The 20,552-nt window shown below is 71.0% G+C and carries 19 protein-coding genes; 8 read left to right on the plus strand and 11 right to left on the minus strand.

What is annotated here, in order from left to right:
• Positions 1-48: 48 nt before the first annotated feature.
• Complete coding sequence (locus ACIO52_RS26740; protein ID WP_402647727.1) at positions 49-447, plus strand: PPOX class F420-dependent oxidoreductase; 399 nt, start codon at positions 49-51, stop codon at positions 445-447.
• A gap of 21 nt (positions 448-468) precedes the next feature.
• Here the strand turns inward: ACIO52_RS26740 and ACIO52_RS26745 are convergent, their stop codons facing one another.
• Both ACIO52_RS26745 and cobA read right to left on the minus strand, forming a co-directional pair.
• On the minus strand, positions 469-1,929 hold the full coding sequence (locus tag ACIO52_RS26745; RefSeq protein WP_218718501.1) for an MFS transporter: 1,461 nt from the start codon (positions 1,927-1,929) through the stop codon (positions 469-471).
• Positions 1,930-2,007: 78 nt separating this feature from the next.
• Positions 2,008-3,249 (minus strand): uroporphyrinogen-III C-methyltransferase, encoded by a 1,242-nt coding sequence (gene cobA, locus ACIO52_RS26750; RefSeq protein ID WP_218718441.1) that lies wholly within the window; start codon positions 3,247-3,249, stop codon positions 2,008-2,010.
• A gap of 124 nt (positions 3,250-3,373) precedes the next feature.
• Here cobA and ACIO52_RS26755 point away from each other — a divergent pair, with 124 nt between their 5' ends.
• Genes ACIO52_RS26755 through ACIO52_RS26765 form a run of 3 tightly spaced genes read left to right on the plus strand, consistent with a single transcriptional unit; the run spans position 3,374 to position 4,965 of the window.
• The gene (locus ACIO52_RS26755; RefSeq protein ID WP_402647729.1) at positions 3,374-3,847 is read left to right on the plus strand and encodes a nucleoside deaminase; all 474 of its coding nucleotides are present in this window, start codon (positions 3,374-3,376) and stop codon (positions 3,845-3,847) included.
• A complete protein-coding gene (locus ACIO52_RS26760; protein WP_316575536.1) occupies positions 3,844-3,987 on the plus strand; it encodes a hypothetical protein in 144 nt (47 codons plus the stop codon). Before ACIO52_RS26755 ends, ACIO52_RS26760 begins: the two co-directional genes overlap by 4 nt.
• 27 nt (positions 3,988-4,014) lie before the next feature.
• The gene (locus tag ACIO52_RS26765; RefSeq protein ID WP_218718444.1) at positions 4,015-4,965 is read left to right on the plus strand and encodes a chlorophyllase/cutinase-like alpha/beta fold protein; all 951 of its coding nucleotides are present in this window, start codon (positions 4,015-4,017) and stop codon (positions 4,963-4,965) included.
• A gap of 2 nt (positions 4,966-4,967) precedes the next feature.
• Here ACIO52_RS26765 and ACIO52_RS26770 read toward each other — a convergent pair whose 3' ends face one another.
• On the minus strand, positions 4,968-6,326 hold the full coding sequence (locus ACIO52_RS26770; protein WP_402647734.1) for a DoxX family protein: 1,359 nt from the start codon (positions 6,324-6,326) through the stop codon (positions 4,968-4,970).
• 190 nt (positions 6,327-6,516) lie between these two features.
• On the opposite strand from ACIO52_RS26770, the gene ACIO52_RS26775 reads away from it, so the two are divergent.
• Entirely contained in the window at positions 6,517-7,647 is a 1,131-nt protein-coding gene (locus tag ACIO52_RS26775; RefSeq protein ID WP_402647737.1) for a phosphotransferase family protein, read from the plus strand.
• A gap of 15 nt (positions 7,648-7,662) precedes the next feature.
• A complete protein-coding gene (locus ACIO52_RS26780; protein ID WP_255587725.1) occupies positions 7,663-8,772 on the plus strand; it encodes a hypothetical protein in 1,110 nt (369 codons plus the stop codon).
• A 64-nt stretch (positions 8,773-8,836) separates the two neighbouring features.
• Here ACIO52_RS26780 and ACIO52_RS26785 read toward each other — a convergent pair whose 3' ends face one another.
• The 7 genes from ACIO52_RS26785 to mqo all read right to left on the minus strand — a co-directional run bounded on the left by ACIO52_RS26785 (position 8,837) and on the right by mqo (position 17,833).
• Positions 8,837-10,435, minus strand: a complete 1,599-nt coding sequence (locus tag ACIO52_RS26785; RefSeq protein ID WP_316575538.1) for a TROVE domain-containing protein — start codon at positions 10,433-10,435, stop codon at positions 8,837-8,839.
• Positions 10,436-10,825: 390 nt separating this feature from the next.
• Positions 10,826-11,239 (minus strand): cobalamin biosynthesis protein, encoded by a 414-nt coding sequence (locus ACIO52_RS26790; protein ID WP_316575539.1) that lies wholly within the window; start codon positions 11,237-11,239, stop codon positions 10,826-10,828.
• 10 nt (positions 11,240-11,249) lie between these two features.
• Positions 11,250-12,656 (minus strand): cobyrinate a,c-diamide synthase, encoded by a 1,407-nt coding sequence (locus ACIO52_RS26795; protein ID WP_402647741.1) that lies wholly within the window; start codon positions 12,654-12,656, stop codon positions 11,250-11,252.
• Between the two features lie 151 nt (positions 12,657-12,807).
• Positions 12,808-13,422 (minus strand): cob(I)yrinic acid a,c-diamide adenosyltransferase, encoded by a 615-nt coding sequence (cobO, locus tag ACIO52_RS26800; RefSeq protein WP_218718449.1) that lies wholly within the window; start codon positions 13,420-13,422, stop codon positions 12,808-12,810.
• A gap of 261 nt (positions 13,423-13,683) precedes the next feature.
• Positions 13,684-15,795, minus strand: a complete 2,112-nt coding sequence (locus ACIO52_RS26805) for a magnesium chelatase subunit D family protein (RefSeq protein WP_218718450.1) — start codon at positions 15,793-15,795, stop codon at positions 13,684-13,686.
• Positions 15,796-15,898: 103 nt separating this feature from the next.
• Positions 15,899-16,348: a GNAT family N-acetyltransferase gene (locus ACIO52_RS26810; RefSeq protein WP_218718451.1), complete on the minus strand. Its 450-nt coding sequence runs from the start codon at positions 16,346-16,348 to the stop codon at positions 15,899-15,901.
• A gap of 12 nt (positions 16,349-16,360) precedes the next feature.
• Positions 16,361-17,833 (minus strand): malate dehydrogenase (quinone), encoded by a 1,473-nt coding sequence (gene mqo / locus ACIO52_RS26815; protein WP_255587727.1) that lies wholly within the window; start codon positions 17,831-17,833, stop codon positions 16,361-16,363.
• Positions 17,834-18,121: 288 nt separating this feature from the next.
• Here mqo and ACIO52_RS26820 point away from each other — a divergent pair, with 288 nt between their 5' ends.
• Positions 18,122-19,165, plus strand: a complete 1,044-nt coding sequence (locus ACIO52_RS26820; RefSeq protein ID WP_316575542.1) for an alpha/beta hydrolase — start codon at positions 18,122-18,124, stop codon at positions 19,163-19,165.
• A gap of 40 nt (positions 19,166-19,205) precedes the next feature.
• Here ACIO52_RS26820 and ACIO52_RS26825 read toward each other — a convergent pair whose 3' ends face one another.
• A complete protein-coding gene (locus ACIO52_RS26825) occupies positions 19,206-19,769 on the minus strand; it encodes an alpha/beta hydrolase (RefSeq protein ID WP_218718454.1) in 564 nt (187 codons plus the stop codon).
• Between the two features lie 287 nt (positions 19,770-20,056).
• Between ACIO52_RS26825 and ACIO52_RS26830 the strand changes: the two genes are divergently transcribed.
• Entirely contained in the window at positions 20,057-20,548 is a 492-nt protein-coding gene (locus ACIO52_RS26830) for a hypothetical protein (RefSeq protein ID WP_218718455.1), read from the plus strand.
• Positions 20,549-20,552: the final 4 nt, after the last annotated feature.

The raw sequence follows: 20,552 nt of genomic DNA on the forward strand, positions 1-20,552 counted from the left end.
ATGCGCCCGCCGCGGGACGCGTTGTCCCGGAGCGTGACTGATACCGCAGTGCTTTCCGACGAACTGAAGTCGTATCTGGACGAGGAGAAGGTCTACGCGACCGTCGCCACGGTCGGCGCGAACGGGCACCCGCATCTGACCGTCGTCTGGATCAAGCGCGAGGGCGACGAGCTGCTGTTCTCCACCACCGTCGCGCGCCAGCAGGCCAAGAACCTGGTGCGCGACCCGCGGATCACGGTGATGGTGAACCCGCCGGAGCGGCCGTTCCTCTACGCCGAGATCCGGGGCACGGCCACCACCATCCCGGATCCGGAGCGCGCGCTGCCCGACGAGATGTCGCTCAAGTACACCGGCAAGCCCTACCGCGAGTTCAACCCGGCCTCCGTCGACGACGCGGGGCGGGTGATCGTGCGGATCACCCCGCACCGGGTCGCCGGTCGCCTCTGAGCGGACCGGGGCCCGGCGGTCTCAGGCGCGCTGGGCCTCGTCCTGGGCGTGCTGGGCCTGGACCAGCTGCTGCGGGGTGAACCGCAACGTCAGCGCGACCAGTGCGGCGAGCACCGCCAGACCGGCGCAGCACAGCAGCACCAGGGTGTAACCGCTGTTGAGCGCGTCGATCTCGGCCGTGGTCATGTCCGCGGCCCGGCCGTCGCGCCCGCCCAGGGACAGGGTGCGCGAGGCGGCGATCGGGCTGAGCAGGCCGATCGCGATCGGGGTCGCCAGGTTCATGAACATCTGCCCGACCGCCGAGAGCGGGCCGATGTTCGACGACGGCACCCCGACCAGCACGCACAGCGGCGCCAGCACCATGGCGACGCCGACGCCGAAGCCGATCACCAGCAGCAGCGCCAGCAGGGTCGGCAGGTACTGCACGTGCCGGTCCAGCGTCGACCCGAACAGCAACCCGCAGGCCAGCACGACCGCCGCCGCCGACAGCAGCCAGCGCGGCGCGATCACCAGCGCCGCCTTCGACGCCACCGCGCCGCCGACACCGATGCCGATGGTGAACGGGATCGAGGCGACACCGGCCTGCAACGGGCTGTAGCCGAGCACGTTCTGCAACAGCTGGGCCACGAAGAACGTCATCGCGCCGAGCACCGCGCCCGCCAGGAAGATCAGCGCGAAGGTGGCGACCCGGTCGCGGCTGTCGAACAGCGACCACGGCAGCAGCGGATCGGCCTCGCGGCGCTCGGTGAGCACGAAGACCACCAGCAGCGCGAAACCGCCGATCAGCGAGCCGAGGATGAGCGGACTGGTCCAGCCCATCGCCGGGCCCTCGGTCGCGCCGAACACGATCGTCGCGCAGGCGAGTGTGCCCAGGATGGCGCCCTTGATGTCGAGCGGGGTGCGGTGGTGGGCGGTGTCGGTGAGCTTGTAGACAGCGCCGAGCACGATCAGCGCGCCGATCGGCACATTGATCAGGAAGATCCAGCGCCAGGAGAACTCGGTGAGCGCACCGCCGACGACCAGGCCGCCGACCGAGCCGATACCCGCCATCGAGCCGACGATCGCGATCGCCTGGTTGCGGGCGGGCCCCGGCGCGAAGGTGGTGGCCACCAGCGCGAACGCGGTCGGTGCCGCGATCGCGGCACCGGCGCCCTGGAAGGCGCGCGAGATCAGCAGCATCGCCTCGCCGGTGGCCAGGCCGCAGGCGAGCGAGGCCGCGGTGAACAGGCCGACGCCGTAGATCAGCATGCGCTTGCGGCCGAACGCGTCACCGAGCCTGCCGCCGAGCAGCATCAGCCCGGCGAAGGTCAGGCCGTAGGAGGTCACCGTCCACGCGCTGCCCGAGCTGGACAGCCCCATCTCCTCCTGCAGGCGCGGCAGGGCGAAGATCACGACGGTGCCGTCGAGCACGACCATGAGCTGCAGGCCGCTCAGTACGAGGATGGCGAGGCCGAAGGCCCGCTTCGTCACCGGATACTGCATCGTCGCAGCGGGTTTATCGAGCACAACGAGGCAGTGTAATTGGCGCGGCGGCAACGCACGGGTGCGCGGCCCGCGAAGCTAGTCCAGCCCGAAACCCGCGGTCGGGCCGATGACGATGATCGCCGGCGGCCGGATGCCCTCGGACTTGACCTTCTCGGCGACCGTGCCCAGATCAGCCCGTACCACCCGCTGGGTGCGCAGCGTGCCCTCCTGGATGACCGCGGCGGGCGTCTCGGCCGGGCGGCCACCGGCCAGCAGCGCGTCGGCGAACTTGTCGATCCGCTCCACGGCCATCATCAGCACGAGGGTGCCGCGCAGCTTGGCCAGCGCCGCCCAGTCGACCAGCGAATCGGGGTGATCGGGGGCGACGTGCCCGCTGACCACGACGAACTCGTGGGTCACGCCCCGGTGGGTCACCGGGATGCCCGCGGCGCCGGGCACCGAGATCGGGCTGGTGATGCCGGGCACCACGGTCACCGGGATCCCGGCCTCGGCACAGGCTTCGAGCTCCTCGTACCCGCGGCCGAACACGTACGGGTCGCCGCCCTTGAGCCGGACGACGAACTTGCCCGCCTTGGCCCCTTCGACCAGGGCCAGATTGATCGCCTCCTGCGCCATCGAGCGGCCGTAGGGGATCTTCGCCGCGTCGATCACCTCGACGTGCGGTCCCAGCTCGGCCAGCAGTTCCGGCGGCGCGAGCCGATCGGCGACGACCAGATCGGCGCGGGCGAGCAGCCTGCGGCCGCGCACGGTGATCAGGTCCGGGTCGCCCGGTCCGCCGCCGACCAGGGCGACGCCGGGGGTCACCGGCTCCGAATCGTCGGTCACCACACCGGATTGCAGCGCCTCGAGCAGGCCGTTGCGCACGGCGGCCGAGCGCCGGTGCGCGCCACCGGCCAGCACGCCGAGGGTCAGCCCGTCGTAGCGGGCGGTGGCGGGGGTGACGGCGGTGCCGTCACGGGCGACATCGGCGCGCACGCAGAAGATCCGCTTCGCGGTCGCCTCGGCGACCACCGCGGCATTGGTCTCGGGTTCGTCGGTGCAGGCCATCGCGTACCAGGCCGCGTCGAGGTCGCCGTCGGCGTAGGCACGCAGTTCGACGGTGATCTGACCGGCGGTCGCCATGCCCTCGACGGCCGGCGTGACCGCCTTGCTGATCACGTGGACGTCGGCGCCCGCGGCCACCAGCAGGCCGAGGCGGCGCTGGGCGACGGTGCCGCCGCCGACCACGACTACTCTGCGGCCGCGCAGATCGAGCCCGACCAGGTAGTTCGGGTCGCCTGCGGGCGGGGTCGATGCGGTGTCAGACGTGTTCGGCACAGTGTCCCAGCCTAGTTCCTGGCTCGCCGCCCGCCGAACGGGCCCGCCGACACCGCCGCCGCGATCGCCCGCCGTCGGCGCGCCCGCGTTGCCGTGGGGTCCCCGTGGCGCGACAGTGGAGACCATGACCGAGCCGGACGCATTTCTCGCCGTGGCCTACGACGAAGCCCTGCGCGGGCGGGCCGAGGGCGGTGTCCCCATCGGCGCCGCGCTGTTCGACGCCAACGGCACGCTGCTCGGACGCGGCCACAATCGCCGGGTCCAGAACGACGACCCGAGCGCGCACGCCGAGACCGACGCCTTCCGCGCCGCGGGGCGTCGCCGCGACTACCGCTCCACGATCATGGTGACCACCCTGTCGCCGTGCTGGTATTGCAGCGGCCTGGTCCGCCAGTTCGGCATCGGCACCGTGATCATCGGCGAGGCGCGCACCTTCCACGGCGGCCACGACTGGCTCGCCGACCACGGGGTACGGGTGCTCGTCCTCGACGATCCGCGGTGTGTGGCGCTGATGACCGAGTTCATCGCCGACCGCCCCGACCTGTGGTTCGAGGACATCGGCGGCGCCGACGCACCGACCAGGGAGACGCCGGCATGAGCGGCGCCATCGCCTCGGTCGATCTGGCCCGCTGGCGCACCGGCGGTGCCGCGGCCGCCGCGGTGCGGCGCGAGGTGGACGAGAGTCTGCGCCGGGCCGACTTCCTGCGCGTGCGCCTGGACGCCATCACACTGACCTGACCGGTGCGCCCCGTACACTCGCGACCCATGCCCGCCTGGTCCCGCCTCGTCCCGATCATCGCCGCCCTTCTGCTGGCAGGGCCGGGGCCCGCCGTCGCCGCCCCGACCTACGAGCCCGCGGCCGGTGTCGAAGCGCACTACGCCGCGCCGGGCCCGTTCGCCGTGACCGAGCGGATCGGCGAACTGTGTTGCGACACCACCGGTGCCGCGTTCGACCTGTGGTATCCGAGCGAGCTCGGCACCGGCCATCCGATCGTGCTGTTCGGTGACGGCACGCAGGCGGTGCCCACCCAGTACCGGCATCTGCTGCGGCACTTCGCGTCGTGGGGATTCGTGGTGATCGCCACGCAGAACCAGTACACCGGTTCCGGTATCGACATCCTCGCCTCACTCGACCGCCTGATCGCCGAATCCGCCGATCCGACCAGCGTTTTCGCCGGGCGGCTCGACCACACGGCGGTGGGCGTGGTGGGTCATTCCCAGGGCGCGTCCGGTGCCCTCAACGCGATGCGGCGCGCCGGTGGGGCGATCCGCACCGCGATCACCGTCGAACTGCCCCGCACCGGCCTGTGCTCGGATGCCCTCAGCTGCACCGATCCGGCCGCGATCGATACCGGCTCGGTGTTCCTGATCAACGGCTCGGCCGACACCCTGATCTCCCCGTCGGAGCAGTCGCTGCCGGTCGAGGTCGTCGGCGTCCAGTCCCACCGCGCCTACTACGACGCGCTCACCGTGCCGAAGGTGTGGGCGACGCTCGAGGGCGCCGACCACAACGATATCCAGGGCGATCCCGGCTGCGCGGACAACCAGCTCGCCTGTGGCACCGGCGTGTACGGCTTCCTCGGCTATCCGACGGCGTGGCTGGCCGCGCGGCTGCGCGGCGATGCCCGCGCCGCGGCGGCCTTCGTCTCCGGCTCCGGCGCGCTGTTCGCGCCGTCACCGCACTGGCGCAATCAGACCGGCACTTTCACCGGCTGATCTCAGCCGCCGACATACGGGTTGTTCTGCACCCAGCGGAAGTCGGTGCCGCGCAACGGGAAGCTGTCGAGATCCAGCCGGGTGAGGGTGACCGTCACCGGCTTGCCGTCGAGCTCGCCGCGCAGCGTCAGCCGGTCGTCGGCGGGCCGGTCGACCGTGAAGGTGGTGACCGCCGTGGGCGTTTCGCCCGGTGCCGACGGCGCGGCGGTGAGGGTCATCGTGTGCGCCTCGGGGTCGAAAGCGGCGACCACCGGCACGATCGAGTCGTCCATCCGCTGATAGCCCGCCGAGCCCGCGTCGACGATCAAGCGCTGCCAGCGCACCGGATCGGCGGTCAGCGGCGGCACCGGGGTCGCCTCGGCGGTGAACTCGGTGACGTCCCAGATCCCGTAGAGCTCGGGTTTCGGTGCGCCACCGCCGTATTCGTCCCAGGACTTCTCCCCGAGGTAGAGGCAGCCGGCGACGATCCACAGGCCCGTCGCGATCTGCACGACGCTCGCCCACCGGTTCGCCCGCGCCGAGCCGAACAGCGGCGGCTGTCCGAGAGGTCCCGAATCACGTTCCAGCACGAGCACATTCGCCAGTCGCCGGGCCTGCGGCGCCAGCAGCACCAGGCTCATCAGCAGCAGATGCCCGGACAGCATCTTCACCGGCACGTCGAAGGTGAGGTTCAGCAGGAACACCTGCGCCATGCTGATCACGCTGAGCATCGCGCCGAGGGTGGCCGTGCGCGGCCAGAACAGCAGCAACCCGGCGAGCACCTCGGCCGCACCCAGCGATATCTCGTAGGCCGGGGACGAGCCGACCTGGGTCCACAGCATCGACATCGGGCTCAGGTCACCGACGCGGGTGAGCAAGGTGGTGAGCGCGGGCTCGGGCATCTGGGTCGGGATGAGCTTGGCGAACCCGTAGAACAGCATCTGCCCGCCGACGCACAGCCGCAGCAGGGTGAGGAACCAGCTCGCCATCCGCGGATAGGCGCGCCTGCGCCGGTCGAGCACCGACCAGACCACCGTGACCAGGATCGCGGCCACCAGCACCAGCCCGCACTGGATCCAGATCGCGGCCTGGTCGCCGCTGCCGTTCATGACCAGCTCCGCCTCGACCCCGAACACGTGCTCGCCGATCCAGCGGCTCACCGGGGCCAGTGAGAGCATCTGCCAGGCGACGGCGTCCTCGGGCAGGTGCAGCGCGAACACCCCGAGGAAGACGAAGGTGATCTGCGCCATCCACAGGCAGAACAGACCCAGATAGGCGACGCTGAACCGGAAGGCGAGCCGCGTCACCGGATGCCAGATCGGCGGCGGTGGCGGCGGGCTCGCGATCGCGTCGTGGGCGCACTGCGTGGTCACGGCGGTCACCGTTGCCTCCTCGTCGAGTTCGATTGCTACCGAAGCTAACTGGTGTCGTGGACGAGCGCGTCCGGGAAAACCCCCATCTTTACCGTGTCAACCCTGAATCTCACTCACCGACTGACGGCTTACATTCCCGTCGGCCGTCCGGTACGCCGGTATCGAACGTGTTCCATCTCGCCGACAGGGGTACTCATAGATGTCCGACGATCCGGATCCCACCGCGCAACAGTCGCTCACGGTCACCGAGCGCGACCTCGACGAGCTCGCCGAGCAGTTGTCGCAGTGGCTGGCCGGCAAGGTCGGCTCCGACGTACCGCCGAAGGTCGGCAATCCGAGTAAGCCCGCCACCGGCGGCATGTCGAGCACGACCATCCTGTTCGACGCCGAATGGTCGGTCGGCGGGGTCGTCGAGAGCGGCTCGTTCGTGCTGCGGATGGCTCCCGAGGACGGCTCCTTCCCGGTCTTCGATTCCTATGACCTGCCGATGCAGTACGAGGTGATGGCGGGCGTCGGCGCGGCCTCGGACGTCGCCGTGCCGGTGCTGCGCTGGCTCGAACTCGACGAATCGGTGTTCGGTTCGCCGTTCCTGGTGATGGAGAAGGTCGACGGACGCGCGCCCGCGGACAACCCGCCGTACGTCTTCTTCGGCTGGGTGTTCGACGCGACTGTGGAGGAACGCGCGCGGATCGCCGACGCGACCGTCGACGTGATCGCCCGCATCCACGCCATCGACGACATCGCCCGTCGCTTCCCGCGCCTCGACGGCGAGGGTCCGGCGCTGCGCAGGCACTTCGAGGCCCAGCGCGCCTGGTACCGGTGGGCGCTGACCGACGACGGCGTCGAGATCCCGCTGATCGAGCGGACCTTCGAGTGGCTCGAGGCCAACTGGCCCGCCGAGACCGGCCCCGAGGTGCTGAACTGGGGCGACGCCCGCCCCGGCAACATCCTGTTCGACGGGTTCACCCCCGCCGCGGTGCTGGACTGGGAGATGGCCACGTTCGGCCCGCGCGAACTCGACCTGGGCTGGGTGATCTTCATCCACCGCTTCTTCCAGGACATCGCCACCCGCTTCGATCAGCCCGGCCTGCCCGATTTCCTGCGCAAGGACGCGGTGGTCGCGAAATACGAAGAGCTGACCGGACATACGGTCCGCGATCTGGACTTCTACATCATCTACGCCGCGCTGCGGCACGCGATCGTGATGGCCCGGATCAAGCGGCGGATGATCCACTTCGGTGAGGACACCGTGCCCGCCGAGCTCGACGACTACGTGATGCACCGGCTCAGCCTCGAGGCTCTGCTCGACGGCACCTACGAGTGGGACTGAGAAGGAGACACGACCATGAACGCGATCATGCCCGTCCCCCTGGACGAATACCCGGTCCACCAGACCCCGCTGTCGCTGGCCAGGGTGGCCACCAGCGACCGCAACTTCTACGACCGCTACTACTTCAACGCCTTCGACCCCGCCGGCGACGCGATGCTGATCACCGGGTTCGGCGTCTACCCGAACCTCGGTGTGGTCGACGCGTTCGCGACGGTGCGCCACGGTGACACCCAGCGCAGCGTGCGCTTCTCCGACGCGCTCACCTCGCGCGATCTGACCACGGCGGTGGGCGGCTACCGGATCGAGGTGATCGAGCCGCTGCGGCAGTTGCGGGTGGTGTGCGAGCACGAGGACCTCGGCTTCGACCTCACCTGGACCGGCGCGCACCCGGCCGTGCAGGAGCAGCCGCACCTGATCCTGTCCGGCACCCGGCCGATCATCGAGGCCTCCCGGTTCGCCCAGCTGGGTTCCTGGGCGGGCACGCTCGCCGTCGACGGGCGCGACATCACCGTCGACCCGGCGGCGTGGACCGGCAGTCGCGACCGCTCCTGGGGCATCCGGCCCTCGGGCGAGCCGGAGCCGCCAGGGCGCGCCGCGGCCGAGGGCGCGGGCGGGTTCTGGTGGTTGTACGCGCCGCTGCGCTTCGACGAGTTCGCCATCGTGGTGATCGTGCAGGAAGAGCCCGACGGCACCCGCACGCTCAACAACGCGGTCCGGATCTGGCACGACGGCCGCAAGGAACAGCTGGGCTGGCCGCGGATGCACTGGACCTACGAGCCGGGCACCCGGCACCCGAAGTCGGTGCGCCTGGACATGACCACCCCCGACGGCAAGCCGCTCGAGGTCGAGATCGAGTCCCGGCCCGGTATTGCCCTGCACGTCGGCTGCGGTTACGGCCCCGACCCCGACTGGACCCACGGCCGCTGGATGGGCCGGGACTGGTCGCTGTCGAGTTCCTACGACCTCACCGACCCGGCGATCATCGCCCGCACCCCCTACGGCGTGATCGACCACATCGGCTACGCCCGCTGCGGCGACGCCGAGGGCTGGGGCCTGTTCGAGCACGCCTCGATGGGCCGCCACGACCCCACCGGTTTCGCGGATTGGTCCTCGGTCGCCCCCTGACGACCCGACCTCGCGAGAGGAAAGCCGCCGCCGCGACAACGAGGTCGCGGCGGCCGGCGATTTCCTAGGCGGCCGTGGCGAAGTCGGCCAGCAGCGACGGCACGGCGGCGTCGAAGCCCGCGACGTCGAGCATGCCCGCGTCGTCGGGATCGGCGATGCTGAACCTCGTCGCGGTCATGCCGACCACCACGAGCTTGGCCCGCGGGTTCACCTCGCGGCGGTAGCGGGCCAGCGCCTGGTGCGGGTGCACCGAGCCCGCCCACGTCTCGTTGTCGGTGTACACCGAGAACACGTCCACCTCGATGCCCTGCTCCAGCGCGTGCAGGATCGGCATCGAGCAGTCGGTCCCGCCGAAGGGCAGACCCGACACCGCGCGCACGGCGTCGTCGAGGCGCTGCCGCGGCGAGATGGCCAGCGGGGACAGGTTGCGTGCCCCCTGCCAGCGGGTGCCCGTCGCGGTGAACCCGACGATCTGGTGCCGCTCCTCGGTCCGGGCCGTGACCAGGGCGAGCGCGGCCGAGGCCTCGCGCGCCGAGAGCGGTAGCCCGGCGATCGGCGACGTCATCGACCCGGACACGTCCAGCGCCAGCAGGTGCCGCAGACCGGTCGGGCGCACCGTCTCGAACGCCGCGTAGAAGGCCGCGTCGAGCGCGTCCACCACCGGTGCCGACGGCGTCCAGGTACCGGCGCCACGTGCCGAACGCCCGGACGCGTAGGTGCGCAGCGCGATCAGCACCGCGACCGGGTGCACGCGTGCCTTGCGCAGCCGCTCCGGGTCGCCGAGCTGCGCGCAGATCGCCGCGGTGCGCGGACCGAGCGGAGCCAGCAGGCCGAGCCGGGTCAGGCGCGGCAGCTGACGCAGCAGCGCCGTCTGCGGAATGCCGTTGTCCAGCAACGCCTCCCACACCTCGGGTGTGTTCAGCGCGGCGTCGGGCAGCATCTCCCAGCTCAGCCGGTACGCACGGACCAGCTCGGGTACCTGCTCGACCGGTGCGGACTGCGCGCGCTGGAAACCGTCGACCAGGTCGAGGCCGTCGAGGTCCGGGGTGCGGCCACAGATCCAGTCGAACAGCCTGCGCCGCTCGTCCTCGGTGGTCGCCGGGTGCGACAGGCGCAGCAGGTCGCGGTGCGACCAGCCTTCACGCTGCCGGTACTTCACGACCTGAAACGCCAGGTCACCGACCGGCTTGTCCAGGTACCAGTTCGCGACCGCGCGGGACAGGCCGCGACCCCAGCCGCGGAACTGCTCGGCGTAGCCGGCGAACAGGAACAGATGGGTGCCGGTGCGCGCGACCAGCGGCAGCGCCGCGAGCGCGGCCCGGCGACCGTCGACATCACCGAGCGCGGCGGCGGCCGCCAACGCGAACAGGGCCGGGTTCGGTCGCGGGGCACGCCCGCCGGTGGAGATCTCGACGATCTCACGCACCAGGTCGGCGGTGTGCTCGGCGGCGTACGCGGCGATGAACTCGGCATTGTCGGCGGTCAGCGCGGCGGCGCTGACGTAGTAGGTTCCGGATTCCGTTCCGAGGGTGAGGAATCGGCGCACCCGGGCCTGCGGGGTGATCTCGAAGACGTAGCCGCCCGCGGCGTTGACGACCTGCCGGGCATCGGCAGGACTGGTCTGCGGCGTGCTGCGACGCGAAAATCGCGACAGAATGTTCATCGTTCCCCCTCCGATACAGCGACCGGCGTTGCGGTTTCGGCCCCGGGACCCACCGGGGCGTGTGACGATGCGCGGAGCGGACGGACATGGGTGTCTCGGCCGGGAAACGGAAATCGCTTTCCGCCGCAGGGCTCGAACCTGCTGGACTGTGAGTCCTCGCCAGATAACCGACCGAATCCGGTCCGTCCTGCTCCTGTGCACCGCAGCCGCACAGCGGACGTGTGTGTCCCGACCGGAAGGCGCTCTACCGAACTGAGCTACCACCACCGCGCGGTGGTGGACGGGATTCGAACCCGCGACATCCCCATCTGAAGGTAACCGACCGGATCCGGTCCGCCGTGCTGCTGCTGGAGATGACGGTACGGGGCGGAGGTGATCTTGCCCAGCGAATTAATCCGAGTCGCTCGCCCCCACCGTCGCGACGGCGACTACGACGCCGTCCACAACGGTTCGCCCGCACAACAGTTCGCCCCTGCCCGCGAGCAATGCCGCCGCCTCCGCGACCGAGGCCGTGCCGACGGCCCGCGCCGTCCGAGTGGAGCGAGTCGGCGTCTCGACCTCGGCCAGCTGCTCGGCGCCGAACGCGACCACCGGCACACCGAGCGCCGCCGCGGCCGCGCGGACCCCGGGATCGGCCGCGCGACGGTCGATCGTCGCCAGGCAGGTCACGGCGGCGGACCCCGCGACGACCGATTCGACCGCACGAGTGATCTTTTCCGCGTCGGTACCAGGTCGGACGCCGAGCCCGACGATCACCGCGCCCCTGCCCGCCGTCCGCTCGATCATCGCGTCGGCGCTGTCCATCGCTTCGCCGTCATCGATCGAATCGACGTGCGGCAGCGACGAATCGGGTGATGGCGGCCGGGTTTCCGGCGGGGTGGGTGTGCAGGTACGAGGCGTGGACCTGCCGGATCACCGCGCCCTCGGTGACCGAAGCCGTGGTGCGCCAGCCCCAGGCGGCGTTCTCCGGGCCGACCCGGGTGAGACGAGTGCGGTGGAATTCGTGGCCACGGACGCGGGTGCCTGCCTGCCAGAGAGTGGAGTCGTGCAGGGCGACGGCGTCGCGGTAGCCGAGGGTCAGGCGGGGGCCGAATTCGGCGTCGGCGTCGATGACGCCGGCCATCGGATGGCCGTCGAGGGAGCGGGTGAGGTAGAGCAGGCCCGCGCATTCGGCGTGGATCGGCAGGTCGCGGGCAGCGCCTTCGGCGATCGCCGCACGTAACTTCTCGTTGGCCGACAGGGCGCCCGCATGCTCCTCGGGAAAACCCCCGGGCAGCACCAATCCCGCTGTACCGGAGGGGAGTTCGTCGGTCAGCGGATCGAAGACGACCACCTGGGCGCCTGCCGCGAGCAGCAGCTCGCGATGTTCGGCGTAGCCGAAGGTGAACGCCGGTCCCCCGGCCATCGCGATCAGCGGACCGCTGCCGGTGGTGCCGACGATCGCGTCGGTCGGTCCTGTCCGCGCTTCGCTGCCCGCGGTCAGTTCCCTCGCGGGGTCCCAAGCCGGACCTCGGACCGACCCGCCCGCGAGGTCGACGATCGCCGCGAGATCGATGTGGGCCGCGACGAGTTCGGTCATCGCGTCGACCGCTGCGGTGGCGGCGGTGCCGTGCTCGACGGCGGGAATCAGCCCCAGATGCCGTGAGGGAACTTCCAATTCGGCCATGCGCGGCAGCGCGCCGAGGACCGGGACGCCGACGCGATCGCACGCCGCGCGCAGCACCTGCTCATGGCGTTCGCTGCCGACCCGGTTGAGGATCACCCCGCCCAGCCGGACCGAAGAGTCGTAGGTGGCGAAGCCGTGCAGCAGCGCGGCCAGGCTCTGGGAGTGTCCGCGCGCGTCGACGACCAGCACCACCGGCGCCCCGAGCAGGCTCGCGACCTGCGCGGTGGAGCCTTCGGCGACCGCCTCGGTCCGGTTCTCGTCGATGCGACCGTCGAACAGGCCCATCACGCCTTCGACGACGGCGATATCGCAGCCGTGCGCGCCGTGCCGATACAGCGGCACCACCCGATCCTCGCCCACCAGAACAGGATCCAGATTGCGGCCGGGCCGCCCGGCCGCGAGACCGTGATAGCCGGGGTCGATGTAATCGGGGCCGACCTTGAACGGCGCCACCCGATGACCCGCCCGGCGCAGCGCGCCGATCAGGCCGGTGGCCAGAGTCGTCTTGCCGCTGCCGGATGCCGGGGCGGCGATCACCACGGCCGGCGCGCTCATCGCCGCACCTCGCCCGTGCCGTCACCGCACCGAGGACCGCAACCGAACCAGCTCACCGCGACGCCGCGCGGGCCGGAACCCGTGCTCGGCATCGTCGCGTCGCCGGTCCGGGCGGGGGCGACGGACAGGGGCGCGTCCGTCACGGTGACGGTCACCATTCGATCCCGCGCTGGCCTTTGCGGCCCGCGTCCATCGGGTGCTTCACCTTGGTCATCTCGGTGACCAGATCGGCGGCGTCGATCAAGGCCTGCGGCGCGTCGCGGCCGGTGATGACGACGTGCTGGTTACCGGGGCGGCTGGTCAGCGTCTCGACGACCTCGTCGACATCGACCCACCCCCACTTGAGCGGGTAGGTGAACTCGTCGAGTACGTAGAAGCGGTGCTGTTCGGCGGCGAGCCGTCGCGAGATCTCCTGCCAGCCCGACAGCGCGGCGGCGGCGTGATCTTCCTCGGTGCCGTGCTTGCGGGTCCACGACCAGCCCTCGCCCATCTTGTGCCACTCGACCGCGCCACCGGCACCGGTCCGCTCGTGCACCTCGCCGAGCGTGCGGAACGCGGCTTCCTCGCCGACCTTCCACTTGGCGCTCTTGACGAACTGGAACACGGCCACGTCGAAGCCCTGGTTCCAGGCCCGCAACGCCATCCCGAAGGCGGCGGTGGACTTGCCCTTGCCCGGGCCCGTGTGGACGGCCAGCACCGGCTGGTTGCGCCGCTGCCGTGTCGTGAGGCCGTCCTCCGGCACGACTTCCGGAACACCCTTGGGCACGAAGACTCCTCCTTCTCGGCACCGACGCGCCGGTCCGCGGCCCGGGTGGACCGCACTGTCGATGGACGACCGCGCCAGTGCCTCGAGCACCCGACGGCGCACCGGTCGACCGGTCGCGCGACTGTCGCTCACCATTTCTATCAGGGCGTCCTCCGGCCGCCTGACCCTCCCACTACCGTCGGGGAACGTCCTCGGCGGCGACGCGCGACAGGCCGATGCCGCCCCGTCGATCGCCCAGGTCGCCGGGTGCGGGCGCTCGGGTCAGGCGGCGCGAGCGCCGGTCGCCCGGACGACATCGGCGACACTGTCGCCGGTGAGTTCGTCCAGGCGCAGGTAGCGGGCCCGCAGGTCACGGGCCAGCTCGGCGGCGAGGCCGAGCCGGATCATGCCGCGCTCACAGTCGATGACCATCGCGGTGTGTCCCTCCCCGGCCAGCAGACGCGCGGTGGCGCGGGCGCGGGGCAGCGGATCGACACCACCGGTGGCGCGGCCGTCGGTCAGCAGTACCAGCATCGGGCGGCGGCGCGGGTCGCGGACGTGTTCGCGGGCGATCACCTCGCGCGCCTTCAGCAGGCCCGCCGCGAGCGGGGTCTTGCCACCGGTGCGCAGACCGGCCAGGCGGCGCACGGCGATGTCGACCGAGGAGGTCGGCGGGAGGACCAGTTCGGCCGCGCTGCCGCGCACGCTGATCACGGCCACCTTGTCGCGGCGCTGGTAGGCGTCGCGCAGCAGGGTGACGATGGCGCCGGTGACGGCGGTGAGCCGGTCGCGCGCCGCCATCGACCCGGACGCGTCGACGACGAACACCACCAGATTCCCTTCGCGCCCTTCGCGATACGCGCCACGCAGGTCCTCGGCGGCCAGCGCCAGCGGACCGCTGAACCGGCCGCGCTCGAATTGCCGAGGCGCGGCCGCGAAGACGGTGCCCAGCAGGTGCAGCCCGGTCGAGGTGTCGGTGCTGGGGCGCACCATGCGGCCGGTGCGGGTCCGGGCGCGGGACCGGCGGCCCGGCGCGCCTTCGCCGATGCCGGGAACCTCCCAGCGCGGTGCGGGCTTCGAGACGGAACCCGGTGTGCCGGAGACGCTGTCGGCCGCGGGCCGGGATCCGCCGCCGTGGGGGCCGCCGCCCGGGTTGTCGTCGGGGCCGTCGGGACCACCGTCGTCGGGACCCTGATCGTCGGGTCCGCCGTCGTCGGGACCCGGGTCGGCCGGTCCCCCGTCCTCGGGGCCCTGGGGCCCCTCGTCGGCAGGGCCTCGGTCGGCACCGTCGTCGACCGCGCGCGGTCCCGAGCTGCCGGACGCGTCGCCGTCGCGATCGTCGCCGGGCGTCTCGCCTCGCGGATCGTCGTCGAATTCCTCGGTGGCCGAGGCCTTGTCGACCTCGTCGGCGGCCGACCGCATCGCCTCGTCCAGCTGCTCCTCGCTGATCCCCGGCTCGTCGAACGGATCGCGCCTGCGCCGGTGCGGCAGGGCCAGCTCGGCGGCGATCCGCACATCGTCTGCGGTGACCCGGTCGCGGCCGCACCATGCGGCGTGCGCGGTGGCGGTCCGGGCGACGACCAGATCGGCGCGCATCCCGTCGACGTCGAACGCCGCGCACAGCGCCGCGATCCGCCGCAGTTCGGCGTTGTCGAGGGTCACGCCGGGCAGCCGGTCGCGCGCGGTCAGAATCCGTTCGGCGACAACGGCATCGGCGTCGGCGTAGCGGGCGGCGAAGCCGGCGGGGTCGGCCTCGTAGTCCAGGCGCCTGCGCACCACCGCCATCCGGGTGTCCACCACGCGGGAGGCGGCCACGTCGACGGTGAGGCCGAACCGGTCCAGCAGCTGGGGCCGGAGTTCGCCCTCCTCGGGGTTCATGGTGCCCACCAGCACGAATCGCGCCGGATGCGAATGCGAGACACCGTCGCGCTCGACGTGGACCCGGCCCATGGCCGCCGCGTCGAGCAGCACGTCGACCAGGTGATCGTGCAGCAGGTTCACCTCGTCGACGTAGAGCACGCCGTGGTGGGCCGCGGCCAGCAGACCGGGCCGGAACGCCTGCTCACCGTCGCGCAGGACCCGTTCGAGGTCGATCGACCCGACGACACGGTCCTCGGTGGCGCCCACCGGCAGTTCCACGAGCCGGGCGGGCCGCGCGCCGCTCTCGTCGACGACCGGCGGCAGCAACTCGGCCAGCGCGCGCACCACCGTCGACTTCGCGGTGCCCTTCTCGCCCCGCACCAGCACGCCGCCGATCCCGGGGTGCACCGCCGACAAGATCAATGCCAGCTGCAGGCGCTCCTGGCCGACGACCGCCGAGAACGGGAAGCCCGCCTCACCCGCCGAGCGAGCGGCGGTGTGCGGACCAGCGGCGACATCAGCAAAACCAGGCACGCCCCCACTGTATTCGCGCCATGATCACGACCGGACCCCGGGCGTCGGCGCCGGAAAGACGCGAGGTCCCCGGCACCGTGCCGGGGACCTCGCGAGTGGACTGTCAGCCCCGACGCATCGGGACGTGCGGGATGCCGTCGTCGAGGAATTCCTCGCCGTCGGGAACGAAGCCGTACTTGGCGTACATGTCGACCAGGTAGGACTGCGCGTTCAGACGGACGGTGGCCGAACCGGTCTCGGCCAGCGCCGCCTGCAGCAACCGGGTGGTGTAGCCGTGCCCACGGGCGGGCACGGCCGTGCACAGCCGACCGAGCCGGAAGCTGGTCACCCCGTCCTCGTGCTCTTCGAGCAGCCGCAGCGTGGCGATGACCTCGCCCTCGTCGTCGAGCCACAGGTGCCGGGTCTCCGGCAGCAGGTCACGCCCGTCCAGCTCGGGATAGGCGCAGGCCTGCTCGACGACGAATACCTCGACGCGCAGTTTCAACAACCGGTACAGGGTGGCGGGGTCCAGATCCGCCGCCCACGCCCGTCTCAATGCGACCGTTGACATCATCGCGTCTTGCTATCACACCTGCGCGTAGGTGGCCGCCTCCGGCTGCGCGGGCGTGTTGTTGGCGTCCAGCTTCAGCGACTTGTTGGTCCAGTCCCAGACTTCCTGGAACAGGGCCTGGTTCTCCGACAGCTTCTGGCCCAGCGAGGGGATCATCTGCTTCAGCTGCGGGGTCCAGTCGGCGTACTCGCGCGGGAAGCAGCGCTGCATGACGTCGAGCATCGCGGTGACACAGGTCGAGGCGCCCGGCGAGGCACCGAGCAGGCCGGCGATGGTGCCGTCCTCGGCGGAGATGACCGCGGTGCCGAACTCGAGCACACCGCCCGCACCCTTCTTCCGGATGACCTGCACGCGCTGACCGGCGGTGATCAGCTCCCAGTCGCGGCCCTCGGCACGCGGCAGGAACTCCTCGAGCACACCGATCTTGCCGTTCTGCGACTTGAGCAGCTCGCTGATCAGGTACTTGGTCAGGCCCATCTCGGTGAGACCGACGCCGACGAGCGAACCGATGTTGTTCGGCTTGATCGACTTGAACAGGTCGGTGTTGGAGCCGTCCTTGAGGAACTTCGGGGTCCAGCCGGCATAGGGGCCGAACAGCAGGCCCTTGCGGCCGTTGATGACGCGGGTGTCCAGGTGCGGCACCGACATCGGCGGCGCGCCGACGGCGGCCTTGCCGTAGACCTTGGCCTCGTGCGCGGCGATCAGCTCCGGGTTGGTCGAGCGCAGGAACTGACCGCTGATCGGGAAGCCGCCGAAGCCCTTGGCCTCCTTGATGCCGGACTTCTGCAGCAGCGGCAGCGCGCCACCACCGGCGCCGACGAAGACGAACTTCGCGTTGACGGTGCGGCTGCGGAAGGTGCGCAGGTTGCGGACGGTGACGTTCCAGCTGCCGTCGGACTGCTTGGCGAGGTCGCGGACCTCGGTGCCGAAGGCGATCTCGCCGCCGGACTTGCCGATGTAGGCCAGCAGCTGCTTGGTGAGCGCGCCGAAGTCGATGTCGGTGCCGCCGTCGGTCCAGTTCAGCGCGATCGGGTCGGCGAAGTCACGGCCCTTGGCCATCAGCGGCAGGCGCGCGGCGAACTCGTCGGGGCTGTCGATGTACTCCATGCCGCGGAACAGCGGGTGCGGCGCCAGCGCCTCGTAGCGCTTGCGCAGGTAGTCGACGTTGTCGGCGCCGTGCACGAAGCTGACGTGCGGAATAGGGTTGATGAACCCGGACGGGTCGTCGAGGACGCCGGTGTCGACGGCCGAGGCCCAGAACTGCCGGGAGACCTGGAAGCGCTCGTTGATGTCGACGGCCTTGCCGATGTCGACCGAGCCGTCGGCGTTCTGCGGGCTGTAGTTGAGCTCGCACAGCGCCGAGTGCCCGGTGCCCGCGTTGTTCCACGGATCGCTGCTCTCCGCGGCGGCGGCGTCGAGCCGCTCGAACACCGAGATGGTCCACTCCGGCTGCAGCTGCCGCAGCAGCGCGCCCAGCGTGGCACTCATGATGCCTGCGCCGATGAGAACTACATCGGTCTTTTCAGTCTTCGCAGCGTTCGACACGGGTACTTCGACTTCCTTGTCCTTCTCAGCTACCCACCGGGGTGAGTTCGCTTGGGCGCGGGCGCTTCGTGGTTTGGTGCGACTCGCGGTGAATCGCCGGGGAGTAGGTTACCCGTCGTTCACCTGAAGCCAATTGTGCACCTCAGCCGTTCGTAGTACCGCAACCGACCTACCGAATGTGATCTAAACCAACACTGCACGTCGCGCTGACCGCGCGATAGATTGAGCGGTGTGACGAACGAAACCTCACTCGATCCCGCCGGCACCGCCGATCGGACCGATGAGCAGTGGCAATCCGATGTCCTCGGCACCGGCTACCAGCAGCGCACCCTGCCGCTGGGCCCCGATCCCGACGGTGAGGGCGAGGTGGTGGCCACGCTCGTGCGCTATCTGCCCGACGCCGCCGCACCGGCCACCGAGCCGACCGTGCTCTATCTGCACGGGTTCACCGACTACTTCTTCCAGGAGCACGTGGCCGAGCACTTCGCGGCCCGCGGGCACCGGTTCTACGCCCTCGACCTGCGTAAATGCGGTCGTTCGCGGCGGGCCGGACAGAGCGCGCACTTCGTCAGCGACCTGGCGCTCTACGACGCCGAGCTGAACGAGGCGCTGCGGATCGCGCGCGCGGAGACCGGCAACGACGTCCTGATCGTCGCGCACTCCACCGGCGGACTGGTGGCACCGCTGTGGCTGGACCGGCTCGAGGCCGCCGGCGGCAGCGCCGCGGCAGGCGTGGTCGGCGTCGTGCTCAACAGCCCGTGGTTCGACCTGCAGGGGCCCGCGTACTACCGCACCGTCGGCACGCCGATCATCAACGCCGTCGGCAAGGTCAGGGCGTTCGCGCAGCTGCCCGCCGTGGGCGTCAGCACCGCCTACGGCGACAGCCTGCACCACAGCCGCAAGGGCGAGTGGGACTACAACCTGGACTGGAAGCCGCTCAGCGGCGAGCCGGTGCGGCTGGGCTGGCTGCGCGCCATCCGGCGCGGACAGGCCCGCCTGCACCAGGGACTGGCGATCGGGGTGCCCGCGCTCATCCTGCGCTCGCGGCTGACCAGATTCGCGCGGGCCCACAGCCCCGCCGTCGATGTCGCCGACGCCGTGCTCGACGTCAAGCAGATCCAGCGCTGGGCGGGCTGCCTGGGCGAGCGCACCACGATCGTGCCGATCGACGGCGCCCGCCACGATGTGTTCCTGTCCTCGGAAGCGGTGCGCGCCAACGCTTTCGCCGAGACTGACAGCTGGCTGGACTGGCTGGCGGCCTACCGCAAGAACTGAGCCGGGTGGCGTGCCGGGACCGCGAGGTCCCGGCCGCCGCTCACCAGAGGCTGGTCCGCAGGACGATCTCGGTGGCCAGTTCGTGGGCGCCCTCGGTGGCGATGTTGTCGACCTCGACCGGGACCACCCGGAACTCGCCGTAGACGTAGCGGCCGGAGGCATCGGCCACGGCACGCGGCAGGCTCTTGGTGACCAGCATGGTCACCGGCAGCTCCAGCGGCGGACAGGACGCGTCGGGAGCCGTGCCGTCGGCGTCGGGCACCGCCGGATGGCCGTGATCGGCGACCACCAGGCTCATGAACCGCCCGAACCGGCCCGCGCACAGCCGCCAGGCCAGCGCCGCGCCCGCACCGCGTCCCGCGACGTTCACATACGGCAGCTCGAGTTCGTCGAGAATCGCGTGGACGGCCGGGGGCTCGAGCCCCTCGACGGACTCCAGCACGACGGTCTGCAGATCGGATTCGTGCAGCCGCGCGCACACGGTGTCGAACACGTCGGCCGGATCGTCCGCATCGGGAAGCAACAGCACATTGTGCCGCGATTGTGGGCCGTCGACCCGCACTGTCCAGGCCCGGTCACCGACCGTGATCCGCCGAGATTTCATGCCGGTGTACGGTACACGGCCCGGTTGAACACGGCAGCGTGTTGCGCTCCGCCCGGCCGGTCTGTTTTTGCCCGTGTCCTGGGCTTTCCCAATCCGGAGGGCCCGAATTGCCAGACCTGTCACAGCGGGCCGGTCGCGGCTGTGAGGAGAGCGGCCGCACAGCGGGCGACGGGTGCGGTACGAGCCACGTACCGGAGCGAGGAGGTGTGCGGAGTTCCCCTCCCGGCGGCGCCGGGCACGCCGTACGATGACGGCCGAACCGATCGATCGGCGTTCACGGGGGGCTTGTGAAGCGAATCATCCAGCGTGTGCTGTGCGCTGTCGGCGCCCTCTTCTTCGGCGCGGGCGCACTGTTCGGGATCACCCAGCCGATCAACGCCACCGCCTACCTGTTGGGGTTCGGTCGCGAGGTCACCGTCCACGTCGACGAGAGCTCGCGCGGGCTGATGGGCGGCCGCAGTCGGGCCGGCATCGGCACGAACGTCGAGGACGGCAGCGCCGTGCGCCTGTTCGATGTGCGATCAGGTGACACCGTCAGCGCCCGGATGGTCCTCATCGATATCGGCGTGGACAGCTTCGCCTATCGCTCGGCCAGGGCCGCGGCCACCGATTTCATCTGGCTGCTCGGCGTCCTCGTCCTCGGCGGGCCCGCCCTGGTGTTCGGCCTCGCGGCCTCCGCGCCGGCGCGGGCGAGACCTGCTGTCACCGCGGCGGCCGACGGAGCCGATTCCCCTGCCGGTGCCGATGTTTCGAAGCCGAACACCCCCGGCGAGAGCTGAGCGT

The organism is Nocardia sp. NPDC087230, assembly GCF_044744725.1.
Taxonomy (GTDB): Bacteria; Actinomycetota; Actinomycetes; order Mycobacteriales; family Mycobacteriaceae; genus Nocardia; species Nocardia canadensis.